The sequence below is a fragment of the Pseudomonas sp. R3-57 genome (genome assembly GCF_051132065.1).
GTDB lineage: Bacteria > Pseudomonadota > Gammaproteobacteria > Pseudomonadales > Pseudomonadaceae > Aquipseudomonas.
Genome location: NZ_CP071655.1, coordinates 2296696 through 2321307, shown reverse-complemented (window position 1 = coordinate 2321307; position 24612 = coordinate 2296696). Strand labels below are relative to the sequence as shown.

Genomic DNA, 24612 nt, shown 5'->3' with positions numbered 1-24612 from the left:
CCGTCTGAAAAGTGCTTTTTTTCAATAGGTTACATATGAATTCCGACATTCCTCTTCAACTTCTGGGCGGCCTCACGGCACGCGAATTCCTGCGTGACTACTGGCAGAAAAAACCCCTGCTGATCCGTCAGGCGATTCCTGACTTCGAAAGCCCGATCGACGCCGACGAGCTGGCCGGCCTGGCCCTGGAAGAAGAAGTCGAATCGCGCCTGGTCATCGAGCACGGCGAGCGCCCATGGGAACTGCGTCGCGGCCCGTTCGCCGAAGACGAGTTCAGCAAATTGCCGGAAAAAGAGTGGACCCTGCTGGTACAAGCGGTCGACCAGTTCGTCCCGGAAGTCAGCGAGCTGCTGGAAAACTTCCGTTTTCTGCCGAGCTGGCGCGTCGACGACGTGATGATCAGCTTCGCCGCCCCTGGTGGCAGTGTTGGTCCGCATTTCGATAACTACGACGTGTTCCTGCTGCAAGGCCACGGTAAGCGCAACTGGAAAATCGGCCAGATGTGCGATTCCGAGAGCCCGCTGCTGCAACACGCCGACCTGCGCATCATCGCCGAATTCGAACAGACCGAAGAATGGGTTCTGGAACCGGGCGACATGCTTTACCTGCCGCCGCGCCTGGCTCACTGCGGTGTCGCGGTCGACAACTGCATGACCTACTCGGTCGGCTTCCGTGCGCCGAGCGCTGCTGAAGTGCTGACCCACTTCACCGATTTCCTCAGCCAGTTCCTGACTGACGAAGAGCGCTACACCGACGCCGATGCCAAGCCGGCAGCCGACCCGCATCAGATCCAGCACGATGCACTGGACCGCCTGAAGAGCTTGCTTGCCGAGCACATGAGCGACGAGCGTCTGCTGCTGACCTGGTTCGGCCAGTACATGACCGAGCCGCGCTACCCGGAACTGGTGGTCGGCCCGGAAGACGTCGAGGAGGAAGATTTCCTCGCCGCCCTGCAGGACGGCGCCGTGCTGATTCGCAACCCGAGCGCGCGCCTGGCCTGGTCGGAAGTCGATGACGACCTGCTGCTGTTCGCCAGCGGCCAGAGCCGTTATCTGCCGGGCAAACTGCGCGAACTGCTGAAGCTGATCTGCGCCGCTGACGCCCTGCACACCGACAACCTCGGTGACTGGCTGAACGACGAAGACGGTCGCAGCCTGCTCTGCGAACTGGTCAAGCAAGGTAGCCTGGGGTTCGCCGATGAATAAAATTCGCGTTCGTGTCGCAGACTGGCAGAAGGACATCGCCGAGATCCGGCGCATTCGTGAAACGGTGTTCATCGCCGAACAATCGGTGCCACCCGAGCTTGAGTGGGACGCGGATGACGCGACCGCCGTGCATTTTCTGGCGTTTGAAGGCGACTACCCGATCGGCACCGCGCGTTTGCTGCCCGATGGGCACATCGGCCGGGTTTCGGTGCTGAAAGACTGGCGCGGGATGAAAGTCGGCGACGCGCTGATGCAAGCGGTCATCGCCGAAGCGGAAGCGCGCGGCCTGAAGCAGCAAATGCTCAGTGCGCAGGTGCAGGCCACGGCGTTCTATGAACGCCTGGGCTTCAGCCTGGTCAGCGAGGAATTCCTCGAAGCCGGGATTCCGCATGTCGATATGGTTCGCCATTCGGCCTGAGCTCTGCCCTGATCGTTCCCACACTCTGCGTGGGAATGCCTCTCGGGACGCTCCGCGTCCCTTGCGGCATGTGACGCAGAGCGTCACGGGCTGCATTCCCACGCAGAGCATGGGAACGATCAGGCAAGAGGCCGGCGAGCACATCACAAAACGCCCCGCCATCTCACGATGCCGGGGCGCTTTGCTGTCTAGGATTCAACTTGCCCCACCCCGGGCCGACAAACTGGCAATATCAAGCCTTTCGAAAGCGGAGATAACGGACATGTCCCTACGCACCCTGCTCACCACCCTGCTGCTCGGCTGCAGCTTTTCGGTGCTGGCAGCCACAGAAATCGTGCCCCTCAATTACCGCACCAGCGCCGACATGCTGCCGATGGCGCAGGACTTCCTCGGCAAGGATGGCCAGGTCAGCGCCTATGGCAATCAACTGATCATCAAGGCCGACCCGGACAAGATCCAGGAACTCAAGGCACTGATCGGGCAACTCGACACCGCGCCCAAGCGCTTGCTGATCACCGTCGACACCAATGAAAACAATGGCCGTGGCGACGAAGGCTATTCGGTCAACGGCGCGCAGGCGAATCAGACCCGCATCATCAGCCGCAGTACGACCAGCCGCGAAGGTGGCGTGCAGCAAGTGCAGGCCACCGATGGCATGCCAGCGCTGATCCAGGTCGGGCAAAGCGTGCCGATCACCAACGTTCAGAGCGATTCCTACGGCGGTTACAACAGCCAGACCCAATACCGCAACGTCACCCAGGGTTTCTACGTGACCGCGAGCGTCACCGGCGACATCGTCCATCTGGCAATCAGCACCAATCGTGACCGCATGAGCCAGGAACGTCCCGATGTAGTGAACGTGCAAAGCACCGACACAACCGTCAGCGGACGCCTCGGCGAATGGATCACCCTCGCCGGAGTGAATCGCCAGACCCAGGCTGATAAACAGGGCCTGACCCGCAGCTACTCGACTCAAGGCCGCGATGACATGACCTTGCGGGTGAAAGTCGACGCACTGGACTAAAGCACCGAAAACTGACTGATTAGTCGTATTAGACGAAAGATGTAGTGCCTTAAAAAAAGCACTACAAAACGTTTGACGCGAAAAAAAAGCGAAGGCATGATGGCCTCGCTCCCGCTAATCAGGGGCCCTGGCAAGGGCCTTCGAAGCGCCGCCCGCACCTACCCCGCGAGCCGTTTCGTGTCTGTACCGCCCACAAGGTGTGTTTGACGAGGTTGCCGACTGGAACGAAGTTGTCCCGAGGGACGGAAGCGTATTTAGGTAACCCGGCTTCACGCTGCAGACCGCATAAAGGCCCACGACGCCGGAATGCGCCCGCATCGCGCCACTACCTGCTCACTTCCCCTCGAGCCCATCGTTCATCCCGTCGCCTACCCCGCCGAATCCGACTTGACCACCTAAGCTTCTGGTCAGCGAGCGCAGGAATTTTCCACCGCAGAACAACTTTTCAATAAAGACGCGACGAGGTTTATCTCCATGGCACTGACACGCGAACAGCAAATTGCAGCCCTCGAAAAAGACTGGGCTGAGAACCCGCGCTGGAAAGGCGTGACACGCACTTACTCCGCTGCTGACGTGGTCCGTCTGCGTGGATCGGTCCAGCCTGAGCACACCTTTGCGAAGATGGGCGCCGAGAAGCTGTGGAACCTGGTCACCCAGGGTGCCAAGCCGTCCTTCCGTCCTGAGAAAGATTTCGTCAACTGCATGGGCGCCCTGACCGGTGGCCAGGCTGTTCAGCAGGTAAAAGCCGGTATCCAGGCGATCTACCTGTCGGGCTGGCAAGTGGCTGCGGACAACAACTCCGCAGAATCCATGTACCCGGACCAGTCGCTGTACCCGGTGGACTCGGTGCCAACCGTGGTCAAGCGCATCAACAACTCGTTCCGTCGTGCCGACCAGATCCAGTGGAAAGCCGGCAAGAACCCGGGCGACGACGGCTACATCGACTACTTCGCGCCGATCGTGGCTGACGCTGAAGCCGGTTTCGGCGGCGTACTGAACGCTTACGAGCTGATGAAAAGCATGATCGAAGCAGGCGCCGCTGGCGTTCACTTCGAAGACCAGCTGGCGTCGGTAAAAAAATGCGGCCACATGGGCGGCAAGGTACTGGTTCCGACTCAGGAAGCCGTACAGAAGCTGACCGCTGCGCGTCTGGCGGCTGACGTTGCCGGCACGCCGACCATCATCCTGGCGCGTACCGACGCCAACGCAGCTGACCTGTTGACCTCCGACTGCGACCCGTACGACCAGCCGTTCGTGACCGGCGAGCGCACCCAGGAAGGCTTCTACAAGGTTCGCGCCGGTCTGGACCAAGCCATCGCCCGTGGTCTGGCTTACGCGCCATACGCCGACCTGATCTGGTGCGAAACCGCCAAGCCGGATCTGGAAGAAGCCCGTCGCTTCGCTGAAGCGATCAAGAAGGAATACCCGGACCAATTGCTGTCGTACAACTGCTCGCCTTCCTTCAACTGGAAGAAAAACCTGGACGACGCGACTATCGCCAAGTTCCAGCGCGAACTGTCCGCCATGGGTTACAAGCACCAGTTCATCACCCTGGCCGGCATTCACAACATGTGGCACAGCATGTTCAACCTGGCGCACGACTACGCCCGCAACGACATGACTGCCTACGTGAAGCTGCAAGAGCAGGAATTCGCTGACGCCGCCAAGGGTTACACCTTCGTGGCGCACCAGCAGGAAGTGGGCACTGGCTACTTCGACGACATGACCACCGTGATCCAGGGTGGCTCGTCGTCGGTGACCGCGCTGACCGGTTCGACTGAAGAAGAACAGTTCCACTGACAGATTGCCCTGACTAAAAAACCGGTGTTTCTGAGGAAACACCGGTTTTTTTCGTTTTCAGCGCTCGATATCTGAGTATCAGACGATGAAGTTCACCAGCCGGTTGGGCACTACGATCATTTTTTTGGTGCCTTCCAGATAACCGTTCAAGGAAGGATCGGAACACGCCCGAATACGTATCGCGTCATAATCGGCGTCCAGCTCAATCATTATTTCGCCACGCAACTTGCCGTTGACTTGCACCATCATCTTGATCGTGTCCTGTTTCAAAGCCTCCTTATCAGGTTGCGGCCATGAACTGTCATAAATGTCCCCCTGAAAATCCAGCTCTTCCCATAGCACCTGAGAAATATGCGGCGTCACGGGATGCAGGATCTGCAACAGAATACGCACCCCCTCTTGAACCACCCGGGAATCCGCGGCGCCGGCGCCTTCCAGCACTTTGAGCATTTTCATCGCACCCGACACCACCGTGTTGTACTGAAGCCGCTCATAATCGGTGTTGATCTGCTGCAACAAGCGATGCATGTCGAAACGTACGCGTCGCGACTCTACGTCAACGAGTTCACTTCGCTCGCTCGCGCCAGCCTGGCTCACATTATCGTGCACAAAAGCCCATAACCGGCGGAGAAAGCGGTAGGCCCCTTCAACACCGCTATCGCTCCAGATGGTACTTTGATCAGGAGGGCCGGCGAAGATCGTAAACAAACGGGCAGTGTCGGCACCGAACTTGTCGATGATGTCTCTGGGCTCAACCACGTTGTTCTTCGATTTGGACATTTTTTCGACGCCGCCAATAGTCACTGGCAATCCGTCTTCAAGCGCCGTGGCCCGCAATGGCCGACCTTTCTCATCGTACTGAACCGAGACCTGTGCGGGATAAAACCAGCGTCGGCTACCATCCCCGGCTTTGCGGTAATAGCTCTCACGCAGTAGCATGCCTTGGGTGAACAGATTCTTGAAAGGCTCGCTGAATGTCACCAATCCCTCGTCACGCATCGCCCGGGTCCAGAATCTGGCATACAGCAAATGCAGCACGGCATGTTCGATACCACCGATGTATTGATCAATCGGCATCCAGTAGCGAGCGCCTGGGCCTACCATTGATTTGTCATTGTCGGGATCGCAATAACGCATGAAATACCAGCTCGAATCGACGAAGGTATCCATGGTGTCCGTCTCACGTAATGCCGGTGCCGCACAACGCGGACATGGAACATGGCGGAACCCTTCATGCTGTAACAGCGGATTCGCACTACCGTCGGGAACGCAATCTTCCGGCAACACGACCGGCAGATCCGCGTAGGGGACGGGAACATCACCACACTGTTTACAGTGAATGATCGGGATTGGCGTCCCCCAATAACGCTGCCGGGAAATACCCCAGTCGCGTAGCCGCCAAGTGGTCGTTTCTTCTCCCATACCGGAATCGATCAATGCAGCGACAATCGCAGGAACGGCCTGCGCGATGGATAAACCATCATATCCCTGGGAATTGATGAGAAAACCCTCACGACTGCCATAGCTGTCAGACCAGACCTCAGGATCGTAGACCTCACCGACACGATCAATGACTTGTATTACCGGGAGATCGTATTGCCTGGCAAAATCATGATCTCGCTGATCATGGCCGGGCACGGCCATCAAGGCACCTTCGCCGTATTCGTTGAGCACATAATTGGTGATCCACAGCGCAACAGGTTCGCCCGTCAACGCATGTGTCACCACAAGACCGCTGTCGACGCCGATCTTGGTTTTGCCGCTGAGCTCTGGCCCCGCCTTTGCGGCCTCTCGACACGCATGAATCTGAGGTTCAAGCGCAGGATTGAGATCCAGAGCATATTTGGCCAGAGCATGATCTGGAGAAACCGCACAAAACGTGACCCCCAGCAGCGTTTCTACACGGGTAGTGAACACCCATAGCTTGCCGCCATCGATAAGATTTGAGTCGGAGTCACGAAACGAGTGACCGAATGCAAGGCGCACCCCTTCTGTCTTGCCTATCCAGTTACGCTGCATCGAGCGCACCATTTCCGGCCAGCCATCAAGCGTGTCGATCGCAGACAGCATTTCCTCGGAATACTGGGTTATACGCAAGTAATAACCAGGAATTTCGCGCTTCTCAACCAGCGCGCCCGAGCGCCAGCCTCGACCGTCAATCACCTGCTCGTTGGCCAATACCGTGTTGTCGACAGGATCCCAATTGACGATCTGCGTTTTCTTGTAGGCCAGACCTTTTTCAAGCATTTTGAGGAAAAACCACTGATTCCACTTGTAATAACGTGGATCGCAAGTAGCAATTTCCCGTGACCAGTCGAAGGCCAGACCAAGAGGCTGCATCTGTGCCTTCATGTCGGCAATGTTCAACCGTGTCCAATCGGCAGGCGAAACACCCGACTGCATCGCGGCGTTCTCCGCCGGCAAGCCAAATGCATCCCAGCCCATGGGCATCAGCACATTGAAACCCTTCATCCGTAGGTGACGGGCCAGCATGTCATTGATCGTATAATTGCGCACATGCCCCATATGCAACTTGCCCGATGGATAAGGCAACATTGAACACGCGTAAAATTTTGGCTGATCGGGTCTCTCGACCGCTGTGAATACATCCTTATCAAACCATTTGGCCTGTGCCGAACTTTCAACCCAGGCTGGATCATACTGCGATCGCATAAAGTTTCCTCAACATTGGCAGGTCTGGCGACCATCAGTCGCTTGCCCCACGCTCCTTTGCAAGTACTTGTCGATATCAAAAAGACAATGCCAGCGGCATTCAAATCCACTCTTTAAATAAGACAAGGCGTTGGACTCTAGCAGTTTTTTCCTTCGCTGCGTCCACCGGGCAACCAACCCGTTGGCCATACACGGAACGCTCGAGGAGGTTTATATTTCGACTTTAGCGATCGATACAGACTTCCGTGAGTAATTAGGCAAAAGTGCGGCTGAAAATGCTCCATATACTGTGGGATTTTGTTCCAAGGCACTGTAGGAAAAATATGATGCGCACCGTGGTAATTGAAGTTCATCAAACATACCCGCTCAATAAAAAATGAGACCTTTACATTGCGCGCAAATACGGAATCGTTCAGAGGCGTCTGATAATGAGCAAAACTGTCCAGCACTGTCAGTATGAAAGCTCTTGCCAGATACAGCACAATCAACACCCAGAGGTTTCCCCAGTACAAATAAACGCTACAGGTCAGTAACAAAAAGATACACGCTCCTTCACAGCGCAGCGCACTCAATTTGCGATTACGAATGGTGATGGACAACGCCGAGTGATCTCCCGGATCGATAGTTACTCCATAAATGCAGCTCATCACCGAATAGATATATCGCACGGGCAGAAAACAGACGATGACCGTCAGTGCAAAGTCATGCCAATAGGCGCCGAACAGTTTTCGGTAGTAATAGCCCAACACCTTGCGCCGTGACGATCGCTCAGCGATGTAAACCTCATCACAATCCTGTTGTGTTCTGCTGATTCGGTGATGTCGCAGATGGTCAAACCTCTGCAGGTCATAGGAAATCCCCATGAATACAGCCATCACTTGACCCATACGCCTGTTCGTCAGCGGATTGGGATGCAAGAGACCATGGATTGCCTCATGCACCATGACTCCCGTAGTGGAAGCAAACAACAACGTCGGCAGCAATGTCAGTGCAAACCAGGCATTGATCGCGATCAACCAGGGGGCAATTAGAAACTGATAACCGTTGACCAGCACAAGACCGTAGAAAATCATTCGATTGGTCGTGACGTCGATATCTTCGAAGTCACGGGTTTTGATCAGGCTGGGACAAACCGTATACAGCCGCTCATAAATATCTTGAATTGTAGCGCTCATCCTGAACACACCTTCTTCCGTTGAAATTTGTAAAGATCCAACTGGCTTCACTCGCCCACTTTAGCTCCGTTCCGGTGATGAAACGCTCCGAGGTGAAGCTGCCTTGACGAAAGCGATAAGACAGCCGACTCCAAACAGAATCCCCATTGCACCGTAGAGACTCCAGCTCAACTTGAATCCTACGCCGGTGATCAATGAAGCCCCCAGCCCTACGGAGACGATTCTCGCTCCCGCGAGCAAAATCGGAATCAGGGAAAAAAGAGTGGCCTGTGTTTGCAACGTGGTTTTTTGTGAGATCAGCGCGGTGATGTAGGTGATGCCAAGAATTTCACCCAAAGTCCAAAAGAATACGAACAACAGGATCAGCGCGGTCTGCTCAAAAATGGCATAGGCACCAAAACCGATGCCGTAAAAGATCGCTGCCAGTGACAAGTTGCTCAGTGCCCCAAAACGAGACGTCAATGCTATCAAGGGTTGTGTCAACGCAATCACCAGCAAAGCGTTGACGATACCGACCGCACCAAACACGGTAGCAGCCTCCCCCGCCGTCACAACGTCGAGCCAAAGCGGCAATTGATATTCACGCTGAGCATCAAGCACTGACAATGCAAAAAACATCGCACCTGCAACAATCACGATTCGAGGCACATCAATCATCGCCCCCAAAGAGGCCTTTGCGGTCTGCTGTCCTGTCGCTGAACGCCCTGGCAAAGCCAGAAAAGCACTCGCCACCACGCACATTGCACTCACGATGATGGAGAAGAACACCAGAAAGCGACTATCGATGTCGAGCAGATACCCACCTGCGACAAATACCAGCGCAGCTCCCAGATTGCTCGCCAGATGCAAATACCCGAAGGAGGCGATCCGGTTGTCATCATCAGCGGCCAATGACGTCAGAACGCTGAAGGCTGGCGTTATCAGACCCGCACACGACATGAACAACAACACCATTGCAATCGAGGTTGTCGGCGAATTGAATATGGCAGCGCCCATCAGAAACATCGATGAGCACAATGACGTGGCCAGTAGCAACGTCCGGAATGCCAAGCGCCCGACCAGCGCCCCGCCGAGCAGATTACCGACCAGGTAAAAAGCCGACATCAGCGTGATGACCAAGGCCACTGCGGCACTGTCGAGTTGATAATGGCGCTGAAAAAACAAGGCAGCGAAAGGCCCTAAGGCGTTTGCCATAACGAACAGGAACCTAAGCAAAACGACATTGCGCATATCTGCCGCCAAACAGAAAACTTGCAGCGAAATCTTCACGAGAGTATGACCTCGACGCTGCGTAGGTGCGCGGCGCTGGCAGTACGGCAATCTTGTGTGGTGTCTGCCTGGGTGATGATGAAGGCTGCCCGATCCAGAAATGCCTCTGGCGGCGTTTTCAAGGTGCGCCCGACGCTCGCTTCAACAACCAACTGCGAGGAAACGCCCTGAGGAAACACGGCGCCAGCGCATCGCACAGCTTCGAACACCCCTTCTACCGCTGGGTATACGAAATCGATACTGGCCACCCTTGCCCGCGTGGCCTGCAGCGCTAGCGGTAGATTCCGGTAGCTGTCTACCAGCAGCTTGAACAGATCCAGGCCCGAGGCCAACTCAACCAGTTTGAGGATCTGGTCACCACCCGCACGCGTAGCAAGTTCGATGACCTTCGGGCCGCCCCTGCCCAAACGAATTTCGGTATGAGTAATGCCCCACTCAACGGACAAAGCCTCATGAGCGGCAACCACCAACCGGGAGACCTCCGCAGGCAGCGCCTGATCATCCGGTTCGAATGAAACAAGGTGCCCGATTTCTTCGAAATAAGGAGCGCTCCCCAAACGTTTTTGAGTCAACGCAAGAATGTTCACCTTACCCTGAACAACAAGACACTCCACGCTGATCTCGGGGCCATCGACGTAGGTTTCAACCAACGTATCATCCAGCACCACACTGCTCGTGCGGACCAGCTTGTCGCTGGCGTGTCTGGCGGTAATCGCCGCTTGCAGAGACTGTTCGCTGTCCACCAGCACAACGCCAATGCTGCCCGCCAGTTTTCTTGGCTTGATGACTACCGGAAACCCGATCCTGCGCGCCGCCGAGACGATTTCTTCATCGTCGCAGGCCAACAGGGAAACAGGTGAAGAGACTCCATGCTCGGCGAAAGCCTGCCGCATGAGCTGCTTGTCACGGCTGATGCGGGCAGTGTTCAGGCTGTTGCCGCGCAGGCCGTAATGTTCAGACAACTGCGCGACTGCCTCGACGTAGAATTCGTAGTAGGTCACTACGAGCAGCAGTTCGAGACCGATAGAATCAATCTGCCGAATAATGTCGTCAACCTGCTCCGGATCTGCCGCTATCCAGTGGCTCACATAGCCATCCGCCCATTCGGGCAGATTCTTGCCAACCAGGATAACGGGGGCTTGTCTAGCCAGCGAAGCCAAGGCAAATTCGCGGTAATACTGATTCCCTGCATCCAACAACAAAATATGATTCATCTTGATGGTATCCCTATCCATAGGGTTTCAAAGATAGCATCGAACCGTCCTTCAGCCGAGTGATCCAGCGACTGGTACTGCCCACAGGAATACAGTGCTGACGGAGCACCTCATCGACGTTGAGCACGCCGGTCTCACGCGCCCATTTCAAAAACAGGCGCACCGCTTTCACGCTGGTACAACACTTCAACAGATAGCCCACGGTATCCGGGCACAAGGCGCCCACCTGAGAAAAGATCTGCCGGGCACCCTCAAGTGATTGCTTGCCACCTATCTCATAGAGCATTTCCAGTAATGCTCGCTCAGGCGTCGAGCATTGAATGCCGCCCAAGGCTTGTGATGCATCCATCAACGTTACGCACTGCACGCTGCTGACACTCCAATCAAACAGCCGAGCATGAGTGTAGCGTGCGCCAAAGCGCTCCGAGAACCAGCGGGGCAAGCTCAGCCGCGCGTCTCCCCAAAGCACCAGCGTTTGCCCTGTATGTGTTAGCAACGAACTCGAGCCGCCGATATGCAATCCATCGATATTACGAGACAGATACGACAGTGCCGCTGGCAAACCCAAAGGCTCATTGGGAAGTGCATAAACGCCATGAGCCACACGGGTCAACCAGCCACTTTTTGCATAGTTGGCGGCACGCTGATTGGAAATTCCAATTTTTTGCAGCGTTGGCATATCCAAGGGAATGCCCCGTGGCATGGTGGTATAGAGTTCTCTGATCAACGAGTACTGATGACGTCCTTTCATTCAATGCATCCTGCTCTGAATCCAATGGAAACACGCACTCACCGAGGATTATTCTGACAAGTACGCATTACCTGATCGCAATTTTCAGATCGCTCCAGCCAGCAGCACTGCCAGTGCCCTGCAGTAGCGCCATCAGTAATGCCTTGAGATCCGATGACGCGGGCACCGCCACGCGCAGCATATTGTCAAGCAGACCAAAACTGTGCGGATATTGCGAACAGTCGCTTACGCGAATCCCGGCCTTTGCAAACGCATTAGCCAGACGACCGTCATGCTGATCCTGAATCAACAGAAAGTTGGTATCGCTTTCGAGAACGACAATCGAGTTGGCACGACAGACTTCGATAATGTCACTTTTGATGCGATCGAGTTTTTCGTGAGCCAACCTCAGCGTTGCCTGGTTCTGCAAGCAGTACATCGCTGCTTTGACCGCCACATGATTCACATCCCAAGGGCCACGAACTTTCATCAATTCACGAACCGATTCCGGTTGCGTAACCACGTACCCAAGACGCAATCCGGCCAGGCCGAAGTATTTCGAAAAAGAACGAATGACAAACAACTGCCGGACGTTGCCGAACAAGGTCAGACAGGAATGCTGCAAATACTCGAAGTAACATTCGTCCACAATCAACGGTTTGTTTTGTTTGACGCAAGCGTCGACCAGGATTGCCAGTTGCTCAGGGTCGAGTTTTACCCCTAGAGGATTGTTGGGATTGCACAAGATAAGTCCCTGGCTGGTCTGCAAAGCCTCGACCACGGATGCAGTTGAGAGGCCAAATCCCTGAACCTGTTTTTCGAACTCGACAATGACCGGCTCGACACCGTTGATGCTGAGCATCTGGTAATAGAAGGAGAAAACCGGAGAGGGAACCACGACCCTGTTTCCGGGAGAGAAAAGCAAGCGTATTACCAGATCGATCGCCTGATCCGCACCATTGGTGAGCAGTAAACGGTCGCTGGAAACATTGCAGTAAGCAGCCAGCTCCTCCAGAAGCGGTCGATAATTAGGGTAGGTAAAAAGGTCTGCTGGTCTCAGTTCGCTGGCAATGAATTGCCCCAGAAACCCCTGCAGGAATTGGTTTTCGTTCAAGTCCAACAGTATGGATGACAGGTCACGCTCCGGTGCCCTCCATAGCCCGGAACGCGAAATATGCTCATGAATTTTCATGTGTACATCCCTCCGTAGATCACGTGTTCGCCCAGCTCGTACATTTGCGCGACGTCTTCACGACTGGCATATGCCACCGACCTGCCTGTGGCGGCCGCAAGACACTGGCTGGTGATCAGACGGCTGATTTCCGCAGTGAATGCCACCGCTCGATGAAACGCCTCGGAAAGATCACGGCCAAAACAGGTGATGCCATGACTGGGCATCACAATGCAGTTGGTATCGTTGGCACAGCGGCCTATGGCACTGACATCCAGTTCGATGTTTACGCCGGAGCCCAGAATGTAGGGGGGCTTGCCCATCACTAATGCCGTGTCGTTCGACACGTACTCCATTTGATGCCAAGGCATGACCGAGAAAAAAGCGATGACATCGTTAGGATGAAGGTGCACGGTGGCATTCACGTCAGAGCGCAATCGCATGATTTCTCGATGCATTTGATGCCCGAGACTGGGCCTGAAGCGCCCGTGCAGAAGCTCGTCGGAGCGCATATCCAGCACCGCCAGATGTTGCAGGCCGCATTCCTCCAGGGAAACTCCCCTGTGTTTGGTATAAATCACTTCGCGTTGCCAGTATGGACATTGGCTGCGAACCGCAATATTACCCAGAGTGTTTACCAGCAACTGTCGCGCGGCCAAGCGCTGACCGTACTGCAGAATGCTGGTGCCAATTTCCAGGTCGAACCAGGCGGGCAGCCCGGAGTGTGAGGTATCGCCGGTTAATTTCAACTCAGGCATGTTGTTCTACCTTCTCGGGCAGACATTCTGGATTAATCAGGGTTTTGACCTTTTCTCCATTCAACAGGCGTATCAAAGTATCCAGCGCATCGGCCTTCAACCGGGCCAGAGAACGCGCACTGTAGAAAGCGGCATGCGGCGTCAAAAACACCCGCTCGTGCTCTAGAAGTGCCTGCGGAACCAGCGGCTCTTCTTGCACGACATCCAGCAATGCCATCGAGACTTGTCCCGATTCAAGCGCGCGAAGTAGCGCCTGGGTATCGACGATGCCCCCGCGCGCCGTGTTGACGATCGTGGCGCCGGACTTCATCAACGAAAATTGCGCGTCACTTAGCAGATTTCTGGTTTCGGGCGTCAACGGCAGATGCAGGGAGATGACATCAGCGACTTCCAGCAAAGACTCAAGCGTGCTGCACTGGCCGACATCGCCTGCACATTGCTTGATCCATGGATCGTAGAAACAGATTCGGTAGCCCATGACCGCAGCTCTTTGCGCCAATTCCCGTCCTGTTGCGCCATATCCGATCAACCCCAGAACCGTATCGCTACAGGCATTGACTTCACCTGTATGGGAACGCCAGTTCCAGCCGCCATGGCGGGTATGAGCGGCATATTCGAGAAGCTTGCGCTGGGCGAGTAAAATCAATGCCATTGCGTGCTCCGCCACCTCCTGCGCGCCCACGGAACCAATGTTGGAGCAGAGAATGCCTTTGGAGCTCAACGCATCGACGTCGACATCATCAAGACCAATAGTCGCCTTTACGAGCGCCCGACAACGCTCCATCCTGGCAATCAGTGCTTCATCGACCACTACTGAGTGAAAAGCGATAATGCCGTCGGCCCGGGCCAACTGCTCGTTGGTAGGCTTAGACGTCACTTCGAGTTTGAAAAGTTGCTGCCTGGCGCCCGAGACATACTCTCCGGAGTCGACATAATTCACGCGCTGCGAATCGATCATCAGAATATTCATGAACATCCCTTTCTTGTCTATCAGATGGATTTGCGGTTCCGGTTTTCCAAAGAGCTACATCAAGTGCAAAAGTAGTCGCAGTTTTTTCCAATGCGTCCTGTCTTGGCCACTGCGTATAGGCAGGCAGCGACCACCATGTCCTGACTGGCGTGTCCCACACTGCGAAAATAACTCCGGCTATCAGAGGCCTCCGGCGAAGACCGTCCCAAGAGCAAACTCCCCAATTCCAGAACGTCTTTTCTGTCAATCGCGGAGCTCGCCAATGCCTGGGAAATCTCCCCCGATTCCCGACATGCCGCCGCCAGATTGTCGACATAGACTCGCGCGGTTTTGAGCAGACAGGGATCGATCTCACATGCCTGCACCGTACTGCCGCCAATGGCATTTATATGCACACCGGGACCAAGCTGATGGGCGCTGATCAAAGGCTGAGAACTGTCATGGGACGTGGTTGTGCAAACGACATCGGCGTTTTCGAGTGCCTGTTCGATCTCGCAGACCGCTTCAATTGGCAGATTCAGCTCAGCGCGAAGGCATTCGGCCAAAGCGATGCTGCTGGCCAGACGGCGAGAAAAGATCCTCACCTGTTTCAACTCCCTGACAGTTGCCATCGCTCGGATATGAGCAGCGGCCTGAGCTCCTGCACCTATCACCGCCAGGTTGATTGACCGCCGGGGACAGAGTATGTCTGTCGCCAACGCGCTCATCGCACTGGTGCGAATGGCAGTCAAGGCGCCACTGTCGAGCATCGCCAAAAGACGTCCGGTGTCGACATCAATCAGCAATACTGCGCCGTTGACGGCCGCTAGCCCGCGCGCGGAGTTACCGGGGTGAAAAGACGATACTTTGACACCCAGCGTCTGGGTCGTCGGAAGAAAGGCCGGCATAAACAACGAAAATGATTTTTTGGGCTCGTGCTCGATAATCAAACGCTGTGGAACCACAGGAGCCGACCACATGAATCCTCGGAGAGCATCCTCCAGCGCGCGCACGATCGTGGGAAACTCGATACAACGCTCGATATCTTCGCGATTTAGAAGCAGCATGGCTTTTCCTTGTCCAGTCACGCTTTTTTGAATAACCGATTGTCCTCAACCGGTTGCGCTCACGCCTGAGTGCCTCCATCCACCGGCATTGCAATACCGGTAACAAAAGATGCCTGCGTGGAACTTAGCCAATAGACCGCACTGGCCACCTCCTCGGCTTCGCAAATACGATTCAGGGGATGTGACCTGCCCATTGCCTCCAGCTCATCCCCCAGAATGCCTTCCGATAAAGGTGTCCGGACAAATGCTGGACACACCGCGTTGATCCGAATGCCAAAGGGCGCATATTCCCGGGCTGCGGCACGCGTCATTCCCACCAGCGCATGCTTGCTCGCCGAGTACACCGAGCCCCCCGTTGCACTGGCACGAATCCCGGCCAACGACGCCACATTGACGATACTTCCCGTTCCTGCCGCCCGCATCGTAGGTAGAACGGCCTTCATGCATTGCCATGGGGCTCTTACATTGGTCGCCATGACATCTTCGAAAACCGTGTCACAGTAGTCCTCGGTCAATGTGAACGGTGTACCTTCAATACCTATGCTGTTTACAAGACATTTCACAGGCGGATGATCAGCGGCAATCCTGCGGAAAAAATCCGCCAGTGCGGCAGAGTCCCGCAGATCGACTGAATAACCATGCACAAGTCCGCCGGACTCTTTGATACGCTCACTCAATGCCTGGTTCTGTGCTTCCCGTCGCCCGCCAAAAACGACCTCATACCCTTCTCTGATAAAACGCCAGACACACGCTTCGCCAATGCCCGAGTTCCCGCCCGTAATCACTGCCAGCTTGCCCATGCAATGCTCCTTTTTTGCACCACCCCTGCAACGTTGGTATCCCGAAACAGTCAGCCAATAGGGTAGTCCTGAGAGTGGCCTTGCTTGGGAACCAAAAAGGTCCGCAGATAGGTAATCACCGGAGCACCATCTTGCTTGCGCCCAATGACCTTGATAGTGACGATGCCCTGGCCCGGACGCGAGCGGGACTCACGCTTGGAGACCACCTCGCTTTCGGCATACAGGGTGTCGCCGACAAATACCGGATTGGGCAGCCGAATTTCGTCCCAGCCAAGATTAGCGATTGCGCGGGCGCTCATCGTTGCGACGGTCATGCCACTGACAATCGATAACGTCACCGAACTGTTTACCAGCAACCTCTCGAATTCTGTGCGACTGGCGTAAGCCGCGTCGATATGGGCAGGATGGTTATTCATGTTCATCAACGACTGCCAGATGTTATCCAGCTCGGTCACTGTGCGGCCAGGGCGATGCTCAAATACATCACCCACCACAAACTCTTCGTAATGCAGGCCATAAGACTCGCGGTAACGATTAGCACCGACTTGCTCATGTGCAGGAATCAAAGTTTCCATACTGCTCTCCTCAAAGGCCCAGTTCACGGGCGCGCTGAACCAACTTCCTGGCCTGTTTGACGAATGGCGGCCCCACCATGAGGTTTTTCAGCCGGGTGATCTTGTCACCACTCGATTGGGACGCTTCCACCACCGCTAAAGCATGTTCGTACTCTGCCAAAGAGGGAGTGAACGCTTCATTGATGATGGAAATTTGTCGAGGATGAATGGAAGTTTTGCCGCTAAAGCCCAATTCACGAGTGTCCTGGCATTCTTTAAGCAGCCCTGCGTCATCATCGAGATTGAAATACGCAGTATCGAAGGCGGGAATGCCCGCGGCACTTGCCGCCGCAACAATGCTGCAGCGGGCATGGAAGATATTGCTCCACCCGCCGATCTGCACTCCGAGACTTGCAGCGTAGTCCGCCGAACCGAAGATCAAGCCATCCGCAGCGGAAGCGATTGCATATATGTCACGAAGACACGCCGGTGTTTCAACCGTAACGAGAATTTTCGGCGCCTCTCCCTCTCGGATCAGATTGGCGCGCACCACTTCTATTTCAGCCGCGGCCTCGGTCATCGCCAAAACAACGAATTCGGGTCGCTGCTTGAGTGACTGCAGGAGCAATAGATCGAGCAATCCCTCGTTATCACGGAGCGGGTTGATGCGCAGGGCTGTACGTTTCGAGGTCTCCGTTGCAAAAAACCGATCGACGCACGCCCGCGCCTGATTTTTTTGCGCGTGAGGGACACCGTCCTCCAGATCAATCACCATGACATCTGTGAGGGCACTCTTGGCATATTGCTCAGGATGCAGCGCAGAACAATAAAGCAGGCTTCTCGGGACTGGTTTGCTCATCGGGATTCATGGCTCCGTACCGGTTGCAAATGCTGTCGTGCCAGCGCCACTTCGGCGCGAACGACTGCGCAGAACTCTCGGATATCGTCGTGGGACATATCAGCACGCATCATCACGCGCAGTCCCGATTTGTTCCTCGCAACAATCGGGAAAAACACGGCGGAGGTATAAAACCCGCGCTTGAACACCATTTCCGATACATGAACAGCCATATCCGGGCTATCCAGAGGAATCACCCGGATAGGCAAACCCGAACCTGCGTGCTCTGTAGTGAACAGGCTGTCGAAAAGACGGATATTGGAGTCGAGCTTTTGCTGCAAAACACCCAGTTCAGGCGTCTTGTGAATATCCAGCGACGCCATCGCAGCGCCGATGGTGGCCGGATTAACATATTGCGAATAGGACATTGGCCCGCCAAAACGGCGGAAGATCTGCTGGTAGTTTGCACGTTCTGACATGAATATGCCGCCACCGTTGGCCCCGAAAGCCTTGGCCAGAGAGTAGACAAGCATGGTCCGAGGACTGAGCTCAGGCATGAATGTTCGAATATATCCCTCGCCTCGCTCACCATAAGCACTTAATGAGTGCGAGTCATCAAAGTATAGAAACAAGCCATATTTGTCCTGCAGCTCTAATAGTCGCTCAATAGGTGCGCTGCCACCCATGCTGTATGCACCATCAGCTACATAAGCAACCAATGGGTGACGCTTGCACATATCTTCGATAAATTCGACATCATTGTGATTGCAAGTCACAACCTGGGTTTCATCCCCACAAATAGCTTTCACCTGATTCAATGCAAAGTGAGCATGTTTATCGAAAATCAGATAAGGCCGTTGCCCGTCTGTGAACATACCTGCCGCAAGCAAGGGCAAGGAGGCAACAATGCCGGCACTACAGGAAGTTGCCGTGAACACACTGCAGCGGAACTGGGCAGACATGGCTTGCTCAAGCTCATCCAGTTCTTTCAGACGAATCCGGATACGCGAGGTGGGAAGATTTACGGTGCCGCTCTGCAGCACGTATTCTGCAGCGCGCTGAGCCAGGCGCTGATCAATCTCAAGCCCCAGATAAGAACATGAGCACATATTCATAAAGGCATGTTCATTCTGATCGATCATACGACTATGAGCGATATGCCTGACACTCAAGTCAGTCAGCCCGGAGTCCTGGGCGAGTTGCCATGATGGATTGCCAATCTCGACAGTCCTGGCGGTATTTATATATTGATTTTTTGAATCAGACATTCGCATCTCCCTTGCAATAGACAAGCTTCAATAAACGTCGACTCCGCAGACATGACATACCATTGTTATCACACTGAGGAATTAAACGATAAGAAAGACAACCCAAGGCATCCGTTTGGGTTTAAGCAATACAACATTAACTCGATCAGCGCGAGCCAATATGCAAATCACTTAGAGGAACGTCAAGTGTTTTTATAAGTCACTCGCAAACAAACCAAAGAGAGTAATGCCAAGGGTTAATATTTACGGATTATCTAAACATTGTCGGGAAAAACCATGAGGCATTGCACCGCACGTGACCGTCCATGCAGGCTTTTCAAACGACGGGCCACTTGTCCCGCGCAAGTCAATGCCGACCTATCGAGCCTCCACCGCCGATGCAAGCAGATCCCTTAGGGGCGAGAAACCAACAACACGACATGTGCACGCCCGGATCACCGTTCCGGGCGAGGCAAAGGCCCGACGGAAGAAACAGAATATTGATCTGGAGCAGTCCAATTGAAAAAAAATGGAAAAACCGAACGCGCAAGTTGCCTGGTATCTCACCTACCAATAACTTTGCGCCTGCAAAATGTCTGAAAAACCCTGACAACAACGCAAACAATATTCATTATCATTTGAGGTGCCATTTCGTTACACCTGCTGCAAAACACAATTATTGAAAAGCCGGCTAATGCCCCGCAACTGCTGGGTTTCAGCCCAGTCAAGGTGCGCTAGGTCCTTATTCCAATAAATAATTTCGCTACAGGAATTTTACTTGCCGGGTGTTTAGCCATAAAATCAGCCCGATTGATTGCTGCGACATATCGTCACTGCCTTATTTCTTTATCAAGCTCAGAGACCTTTGCTCTCTGTTAAGGATTACCAGCATGCCCGAAGCGACAGGACTCATGGCCCACAACTGGGGCTTTGCCATTTTCCTTCTGGGTGTCGTCGGCCTGTGTGCCTTCATGCTTGGCGTCTCCAGCCTCCTTGGGTCAAAAGCCTGGGGTCGCAGCAAAAACGAACCGTTCGAGTCGGGCATGCTACCTACCGGTGGCGCCCGCTTGCGGCTCTCAGCCAAATTCTATCTGGTCGCGATGCTCTTCGTGATCTTCGATATCGAAGCCCTCTTTCTCTTTGCATGGTCTGTGTCCGTCCGCGAAAGCGGCTGGACCGGATTCGTCGAAGCTCTCGTTTTCATAGCAATTCTGTTGGCAGGTCTTGTCTACCTGTTCCGAGTGGGCGCCCTTGACTGGGCTCCGGAAGCTCGTCGCAAGCGGCAGGCGAAGCTGAAACAATGAGGCTTTGGCAATGCAATACAATCTCACCAGGATCGACCCCGATGCTCCTAACGAGCAGTATCCGATTGGCCAGCGGGAAACCGTTGCCGATCCGTTAGAAGATCAAGTTCACAAAAACATTTTCATGGGCAAGCTGGAAGACGTGCTGAGTGGCGCGGTCAACTGGGGGCGTAAAAACTCCCTGTGGCCCTACAACTTCGGCCTGTCGTGCTGCTACGTGGAAATGACCACCGCCTTCACGGCGCCCCACGACATCGCGCGCTTTGGCGCCGAAGTGATCCGGGCCTCGCCGCGTCAGGCCGACTTCATGGTTATCGCCGGTACCTGCTTCATCAAGATGGCGCCGATCATTCAGCGTCTCTACGAGCAGATGCTCGAACCGAAATGGGTGATTTCCATGGGTTCGTGCGCCAACTCCGGTGGCATGTACGACATCTACTCCGTGGTTCAAGGCGTGGACAAGTTCCTGCCCGTGGACGTCTACGTACCTGGCTGCCCGCCCCGTCCGGAAGCATTTCTGCAAGGCTTGATGCTGTTGCAGGAATCGATTGGACAGGAGCGTCGTCCGCTTTCCTGGGTCGTTGGTGATCAAGGCGTGTATCGCGCCGACATGCCTTCGCAAAAGGAACAGCGCCGCGAACAGCGAATCGCAGTCACCAATCTGCGCAGCCCTGACGAAGTCTGATCCAGATCTGTTCTTAGTAACGAGAAGCTGGCTTCATTCTTTACGTTGACCGAAAGCGAAAAAATAACCATGACTACAGGCAGTGCTCTGTACATCCCGCCTTACAAGGCAGACGACCAGGATGTGGTCGTCGAATTGAACAACCGCTTTGGCGCCGAAGCGTTCACCGCTCAGGCAACCCGCACCGGCATGCCGGTGCTGTGGGTGGCCCGCGCCAGACTGGTTGAAGTCCTGACTTTCCTGCGCAACCTGCCCAAGCCGTACGTCATGCTCTATGACCTGCACGGCGTGGACGAGCGTCTGCGCACCAAGCGTCAAGGGCTGCCGACCGGCGCCGATTTCACCGTGTTCTATCACCTCATGTCGCTGGAGCGTAATAGTGACGTGATGATCAAGGTCGCCTTGTCCGAAGGCGACCTCAGCATGCCTTCCGTCACCAGCATCTGGCCGAACGCCAACTGGTACGAGCGCGAAGTCTGGGACATGTTCGGTATCGACTTCAAAGGCCACCCGCACCTGTCGCGCATCATGATGCCGCCGACCTGGGAAGGTCACCCGCTGCGCAAGGACTTCCCGGCGCGCGCCACCGAATTCGATCCGTTCAGCCTCAACCTCGCCAAGCAGCAGCTTGAGGAAGAAGCCGCGCGTTTCCGCCCTGAAGACTGGGGCATGAAGCGTTCCGGCGCCAACGAGGATTACATGTTCCTCAACCTCGGCCCGAACCACCCGTCCGCGCACGGTGCGTTCCGCATCATCCTGCAACTGGACGGTGAAGAGATCGTCGATTGCGTTCCGGACATCGGTTACCACCACCGTGGTGCCGAGAAGATGGGCGAGCGTCAGTCCTGGCACAGCTACATTCCCTACACCGACCGCATCGACTACCTCGGCGGCGTGATGAACAACCTGCCGTACGTGCTCTCGGTCGAGAAGCTGGCCGGCATCAAGGTGCCGCAGAAGGTCGACGTCATCCGCATCATGATGGCGGAGTTCTTCCGGATCACCAGCCACCTGCTGTTCCTGGGTACCTACATCCAGGACGTCGGCGCGATGACGCCGGTGTTCTTCACCTTCACCGACCGCCAGAAGGCGTACACGGTGATCGAAGCGATCACCGGTTTCCGTCTGCACCCGGCCTGGTACCGCATCGGTGGTGTTGCCCACGATCTGCCGCGCGGCTGGGAAAAACTGGTCAAGGATTTCGTCGAGTGGATGCCCAAGCGTCTGGACGAATACACCAAGGCTGCGCTGCAGAACAGCATCCTCAAGGGGCGTACCGTCGGCGTCGCTGCCTACAACACCAAAGAAGCTCTGGAATGGGGCGTCACCGGTGCCGGCCTGCGTTCGACCGGTTGCGATTTCGACCTGCGTAAAGCGCGACCGTACTCGGGCTACGAAAACTTCGAATTCGAAGTGCCGCTGGCCGTCAACGGCGATGCCTACGACCGCTGCATGGTCCGCGTCGAAGAGATGCGCCAGAGCATCAAGATCATCGACCAGTGCATGCGCAACATGCCGGAAGGCCCGTACAAGGCGGATCACCCGCTGACCACGCCGCCGCCCAAAGAGCGCACGCTGCAGCACATCGAAACCCTGATCACGCACTTCCTGCAGGTTTCGTGGGGCCCGGTCATGCCGGCCAACGAATCCTTCCAGATGATCGAAGCGACCAAGGGCATCAACAGTTATTACCTGACGAGCGACGGCGGCACCATGAGCTACCGTACCCGGATCCGCACTCCGAGTTTCCCGCACCTGCAGCAGATCCCTTCGGTGATCAAAGGCAGCATGGTCGCGGACTTGATTGCGTACCTGGGTAGTATCGACTTCGTTATGGCCGACGTGGACCGCTAAGCATGAACAGCACGCTTATCCAGACAGACCGTTTCACCTTGAGTGAAACCGAGCGCTCGGCCATCGAGCACGAGCTGCATCACTACGAAGACCCGCGCGCGGCGTCGATCGAAGCCCTGAAGATCGTTCAGAAGGAACGCGGCTGGGTGCCGGATGGCGCCCTCTACGCGATCGGCGAGATCCTCGGCATTCCGGCGAGCGACGTTGAAGGCGTGGCGACGTTCTATAGCCAGATCTTCCGTCAACCGGTCGGCCGCCACATCATTCGCGTCTGCGACAGCATGGTCTGCTACATCGGCGGCCACGAGTCGGTGGTCAGCGAAATCCAGAACAATCTGGGCATCGGCCTGGGTCAGACCACCGCCGACGGTCGTTTCACCCTGCTGCCTGTCTGCTGCCTCGGCAACTGCGACAAGGCACCGGCATTGATGATCGACGACGACACCTTTGGCGACGTGCAGCCTGCTGGCGTGGCCAAACTGCTCGAGGGCTACGTATGACCCTGACATCTTTCGGTCCTGCCAACCGCATTCAGCGTTCGGCCGAGACTCACCCGCTGACCTGGCGTCTGCGCGATGACGGCGAAGCCGTATGGCTCGACGAGTACCAGGCCAAGAACGGTTACGCTGCTGCGCGCAAAGCCTTCGCCGACATGGATCAGGACGCCATCGTCCAGACCGTGAAAGACGCCGGCCTCAAGGGTCGCGGCGGTGCAGGCTTCCCCACTGGCGTGAAGTGGGGCCTGATGCCCAAGGACGAATCCATCAACATCCGCTACCTGCTGTGCAATGCGGACGAGATGGAGCCGAACACCTGGAAAGACCGCATGCTGATGGAGCAACTGCCCCATCTGCTGATCGAAGGCATGCTGATCAGTGCCCGCGCACTGAAAACCTACCGTGGCTATATCTTCCTGCGCGGCGAATACACCACCGCCGCCAAGCACCTCAACCGTGCCGTGGAAGAAGCCAAGGCAGCAGGCCTGCTGGGCAAGAACATTCTGGGCAGCGGTTTCGATTTCGAGCTGTTCGTCCACACCGGCGCCGGGCGTTACATCTGCGGTGAAGAAACCGCACTGATCAACTCCCTCGAAGGCCGCCGCGCCAACCCGCGCTCCAAGCCGCCCTTCCCTGCCGCCGTTGGCGTGTGGGGCAAGCCGACCTGCGTGAACAACGTCGAAACCCTGTGCAACGTGCCGGCGATCATTGCCGACGGCGTTGACTGGTACAAATCGCTGGCCCGCGAAGGCTCCGAAGACATGGGCACCAAGCTCATGGGCTTCTCCGGCAAGGTCAAGAATCCGGGCCTGTGGGAACTGCCGTTCGGCGTCACCGGCCGCGAGCTGTTCGAAGACTACGCCGGCGGCATGCGCGACGGTTTCAAGCTCAAGGCTTGGCAGCCAGGTGGCGCCGGTACCGGTTTCCTCCTGCCGGAACACCTCGACGCACAAATGTATGCCGGTGGCATTGCCAAGGTCGGCACCCGTATGGGTACCGGCCTGGCGATGGCGGTGGACGACAGCGTCAACATGGTCTCGCTGCTGCGCAACATGGAGCAGTTCTTCGCGCGCGAATCCTGCGGTTTCTGCACCCCGTGCCGTGACGGTCTGCCATGGAGCGTCAAGCTCTTGATGGCGATCGAACAAGGCAAGGGCCAGCCAGGCGACATCGAGACCCTGCTGGGTCTGGTCGGTTTCCTCGGCCCGGGCAAGACCTTCTGTGCTCACGCACCGGGTGCCGTGGAGCCATTGGGCAGTGCCATCAAATACTTCCGTCCAGAGTTCGAAGCCGGTATCGCGCCTGTCAGCGCCGCCGTCCCGCCTCTGGCAAGGCCGATCGTAGTCGGCGCGTAAACGCTTAAAAAGGCGAAGGGTCCGT

General features: G+C 55.8%; 22 protein-coding genes. 9 read left to right on the top strand and 13 right to left on the bottom strand.

Annotated elements, in window-relative coordinates:
* Window positions 1–35: 35 nt before the first annotated feature.
* The 4 genes from J3P93_RS10600 to aceA all read left to right on the top strand — a co-directional run bounded on the left by J3P93_RS10600 (window position 36) and on the right by aceA (window position 4447).
* A complete protein-coding gene (locus J3P93_RS10600; protein WP_434597188.1) occupies window positions 36–1205 on the top strand; it encodes a JmjC domain-containing protein in 1170 nt (389 codons plus the stop codon).
* On the top strand, window positions 1198–1623 hold the full coding sequence (locus J3P93_RS10595; protein WP_090284364.1) for a GNAT family N-acetyltransferase: 426 nt from the start codon (window positions 1198–1200) through the stop codon (window positions 1621–1623). Before J3P93_RS10600 ends, J3P93_RS10595 begins: the two co-directional genes overlap by 8 nt.
* Window positions 1624–1885: 262 nt before the next feature.
* Window positions 1886–2647: a secretin N-terminal domain-containing protein gene (locus tag J3P93_RS10590; RefSeq protein WP_434597186.1), complete on the top strand. Its 762-nt coding sequence runs from the start codon at window positions 1886–1888 to the stop codon at window positions 2645–2647.
* 474 nt (window positions 2648–3121) lie between these two features.
* Window positions 3122–4447, top strand: a complete 1326-nt coding sequence (gene aceA, locus J3P93_RS10585; RefSeq protein WP_016775277.1) for an isocitrate lyase — start codon at window positions 3122–3124, stop codon at window positions 4445–4447.
* A gap of 78 nt (window positions 4448–4525) precedes the next feature.
* Here the strand turns inward: aceA and leuS are convergent, their stop codons facing one another.
* The 13 genes from leuS to J3P93_RS10520 all read right to left on the bottom strand — a co-directional run bounded on the left by leuS (window position 4526) and on the right by J3P93_RS10520 (window position 18913).
* Window positions 4526–7120: a leucine--tRNA ligase gene (leuS, locus tag J3P93_RS10580; RefSeq protein WP_434597183.1), complete on the bottom strand. Its 2595-nt coding sequence runs from the start codon at window positions 7118–7120 to the stop codon at window positions 4526–4528.
* Between the two features lie 137 nt (window positions 7121–7257).
* Window positions 7258–8295, bottom strand: coding sequence for a fatty acid desaturase family protein (locus tag J3P93_RS10575; RefSeq protein WP_434597181.1), 1038 nt, complete (start codon window positions 8293–8295; stop codon window positions 7258–7260).
* A 60-nt stretch (window positions 8296–8355) separates the two neighbouring features.
* A complete protein-coding gene (locus tag J3P93_RS10570; protein WP_434597178.1) occupies window positions 8356–9564 on the bottom strand; it encodes an MFS transporter in 1209 nt (402 codons plus the stop codon).
* Window positions 9561–10778: an ATP-grasp domain-containing protein gene (locus J3P93_RS10565; protein ID WP_434597175.1), complete on the bottom strand. Its 1218-nt coding sequence runs from the start codon at window positions 10776–10778 to the stop codon at window positions 9561–9563. Before J3P93_RS10565 ends, J3P93_RS10570 begins: the two co-directional genes overlap by 4 nt.
* Before the next feature lie 13 nt (window positions 10779–10791).
* Window positions 10792–11529 carry a type IV toxin-antitoxin system AbiEi family antitoxin domain-containing protein gene (locus tag J3P93_RS10560; RefSeq protein WP_434597173.1) on the bottom strand — a complete coding sequence of 246 codons (738 nt, stop codon included), beginning with the start codon at window positions 11527–11529 and terminating at the stop codon, window positions 10792–10794.
* Between the two features lie 67 nt (window positions 11530–11596).
* Window positions 11597–12700 carry a pyridoxal phosphate-dependent aminotransferase gene (locus tag J3P93_RS10555; RefSeq protein ID WP_434597171.1) on the bottom strand — a complete coding sequence of 368 codons (1104 nt, stop codon included), beginning with the start codon at window positions 12698–12700 and terminating at the stop codon, window positions 11597–11599.
* A complete protein-coding gene (locus tag J3P93_RS10550) occupies window positions 12697–13437 on the bottom strand; it encodes a class II aldolase/adducin family protein (RefSeq protein WP_434597169.1) in 741 nt (246 codons plus the stop codon). The genes J3P93_RS10555 and J3P93_RS10550 overlap by 4 nt, the downstream gene beginning before the upstream one ends.
* Window positions 13430–14407 carry a C-terminal binding protein gene (locus tag J3P93_RS10545; protein WP_434597166.1) on the bottom strand — a complete coding sequence of 326 codons (978 nt, stop codon included), beginning with the start codon at window positions 14405–14407 and terminating at the stop codon, window positions 13430–13432. The genes J3P93_RS10550 and J3P93_RS10545 overlap by 8 nt, the downstream gene beginning before the upstream one ends.
* 59 nt (window positions 14408–14466) lie before the next feature.
* Window positions 14467–15453 carry an ornithine cyclodeaminase family protein gene (locus tag J3P93_RS10540; RefSeq protein WP_434597163.1) on the bottom strand — a complete coding sequence of 329 codons (987 nt, stop codon included), beginning with the start codon at window positions 15451–15453 and terminating at the stop codon, window positions 14467–14469.
* Window positions 15454–15512: 59 nt separating this feature from the next.
* A complete protein-coding gene (locus J3P93_RS10535; protein ID WP_434597161.1) occupies window positions 15513–16253 on the bottom strand; it encodes an SDR family NAD(P)-dependent oxidoreductase in 741 nt (246 codons plus the stop codon).
* 50 nt (window positions 16254–16303) lie between these two features.
* The gene (locus J3P93_RS10530) at window positions 16304–16828 is read right to left on the bottom strand and encodes a MaoC family dehydratase (RefSeq protein ID WP_434597160.1); all 525 of its coding nucleotides are present in this window, start codon (window positions 16826–16828) and stop codon (window positions 16304–16306) included.
* 10 nt (window positions 16829–16838) lie between these two features.
* Complete coding sequence (locus J3P93_RS10525) at window positions 16839–17666, bottom strand: HpcH/HpaI aldolase/citrate lyase family protein (RefSeq protein WP_434597158.1); 828 nt, start codon at window positions 17664–17666, stop codon at window positions 16839–16841.
* Entirely contained in the window at window positions 17663–18913 is a 1251-nt protein-coding gene (locus J3P93_RS10520) for an aminotransferase class I/II-fold pyridoxal phosphate-dependent enzyme (RefSeq protein WP_434597156.1), read from the bottom strand. The genes J3P93_RS10525 and J3P93_RS10520 overlap by 4 nt, the downstream gene beginning before the upstream one ends.
* 869 nt (window positions 18914–19782) lie before the next feature.
* Here J3P93_RS10520 and J3P93_RS10515 point away from each other — a divergent pair.
* The 5 genes from J3P93_RS10515 to nuoF all read left to right on the top strand — a co-directional run bounded on the left by J3P93_RS10515 (window position 19783) and on the right by nuoF (window position 24587).
* Window positions 19783–20196, top strand: a complete 414-nt coding sequence (locus J3P93_RS10515) for an NADH-quinone oxidoreductase subunit A (protein ID WP_003223812.1) — start codon at window positions 19783–19785, stop codon at window positions 20194–20196.
* Window positions 20197–20206: 10 nt separating this feature from the next.
* Window positions 20207–20881: a NuoB/complex I 20 kDa subunit family protein gene (locus tag J3P93_RS10510; RefSeq protein ID WP_016775278.1), complete on the top strand. Its 675-nt coding sequence runs from the start codon at window positions 20207–20209 to the stop codon at window positions 20879–20881.
* 69 nt (window positions 20882–20950) lie between these two features.
* Window positions 20951–22735: an NADH-quinone oxidoreductase subunit C/D gene (nuoC, locus tag J3P93_RS10505; protein ID WP_056788887.1), complete on the top strand. Its 1785-nt coding sequence runs from the start codon at window positions 20951–20953 to the stop codon at window positions 22733–22735.
* A gap of 2 nt (window positions 22736–22737) precedes the next feature.
* Window positions 22738–23235 carry an NADH-quinone oxidoreductase subunit NuoE gene (gene nuoE / locus J3P93_RS10500; RefSeq protein ID WP_003223804.1) on the top strand — a complete coding sequence of 166 codons (498 nt, stop codon included), beginning with the start codon at window positions 22738–22740 and terminating at the stop codon, window positions 23233–23235.
* The gene (nuoF, locus tag J3P93_RS10495) at window positions 23232–24587 is read left to right on the top strand and encodes an NADH-quinone oxidoreductase subunit NuoF (protein WP_064363636.1); all 1356 of its coding nucleotides are present in this window, start codon (window positions 23232–23234) and stop codon (window positions 24585–24587) included. Before nuoE ends, nuoF begins: the two co-directional genes overlap by 4 nt.
* Window positions 24588–24612 lie beyond the last annotated feature (25 nt).